At 54.9% G+C, this 1,189-nt stretch carries 2 protein-coding genes; one reads left to right on the top strand and one right to left on the bottom strand.

Annotation, left to right across the window (positions count from 1 at the left end):
• A partial coding sequence (locus C4K88_RS18085; RefSeq protein ID WP_241522038.1) for an NUDIX hydrolase occupies positions 1-545 on the top strand: 545 nt, incomplete at its 5' end.
• Between the two features lie 33 nt (positions 546-578).
• On the opposite strand, the gene tnpC is transcribed toward C4K88_RS18085, so the two are convergent.
• Positions 579-1,189: IS66 family transposase (gene tnpC, locus C4K88_RS18080; RefSeq protein WP_146065745.1), on the bottom strand; the 611-nt coding region annotated here is incomplete at its 5' end.

Genomic DNA, 1,189 nt, shown 5'->3' with positions numbered 1-1,189 from the left:
TACGAGACCACATGCAACTCATAACTGAAATTGTTCACCCCGAGCTGAAATCCAAGCAGGGCAGAGTATTCCGTCGACATGCAGCTCGCGGCATCGTGATGCGGGGTGAACAGATCCTGTTGCTGTTCACCGAGCGCTATAACGATTTCAGCTTTCCTGGAGGCGGCCTTGATGGTGACGAGGACATTGTCGCAGGCCTGAAGCGTGAGCTTGAGGAAGAGACTGGTGCTCGTGAAATACAGGTGCTCCAGCACTACGGTTACATCGAGGAGTACCGGCCCTACCAAAAGCCACAGTACGATCTGATGCACATGACCTCGCATTTTTATCAATGCGAAGTAGCGCCCCAGCTAGAGCCGGTGAGAATGGAAAGCCACGAAATCGCTAATGGTATGCGGCCTGTCTGGATCAACCTGCATGAAGCCATCGCACACAATGAAGCCGTCATGCAGCGTCACGAGTCTTCGATGGGGCAGTCAATTCTGCGCGAAACCTACATGCTGAGAAAAGTCGCTTCCGAATTGTTGATGCCAATCAGCCTTTGAGCTGACTATTTGGCGAAGTCCACTTAGCCTGCCTCAGGCAAGCATCCAATGCTGCGGGAGTAATTGCGTGATTTCGCTCGCCCGCTGTGTCGGAAGCCGCATCAGTACATCCTTGAGATAGGCATACGGATCGTGCCCATTCATACGCGCCGACTGGATCAGGCTCATGATTGCCGCCGCCCTTTTTCCACTGCGCAGCGACCCGGCAAATAACCAGTTCGAGCGCCCAAGCGCCCACGGCCGGATCAAATTCTCGATCTGGTTATTGTCGATGGGCACAGCACCATCTTCCAGGTAGCGCGTCAGCGCTACCCAGCGTTTAAGGCTGTAATCCAGGGCCTTGGCCGTGGCCGAACCCTCGGGCACAAGTTCGCGTTGGGCCAACATCCACTCATGCAGTGTTTTGCTGATCGGTACCGCTAGTTCCTGACGTATTCGCCAACGATCTTCATCACTCATGTCCCGCGCCTGGCGTTCGACCTCGTACAGGCCGCTGATCGAGTGCAGCGCTTGTTCGGCCAACTGGCTTTTGTTCGCGACATGCAGATCGAAAAACTTGCGACGGGCGTGGGCCATGCAGCCGATTTCAGTGATGCCTTGCTCAAAACCAGCTTTGTAGCCAGCGAAGTCATCGCAGACCAACT

Origin of the sequence: Arthrobacter pityocampae, assembly GCF_002927275.1 — a bacterium.
GTDB classification, from domain to species: Bacteria; Actinomycetota; Actinomycetes; order Actinomycetales; family Micrococcaceae; genus Arthrobacter_D; species Arthrobacter_D pityocampae.
The sequence above is the reverse complement of the archived record's forward strand: the minus strand, read 5'-3'. Positions and strand labels throughout refer to the sequence as shown.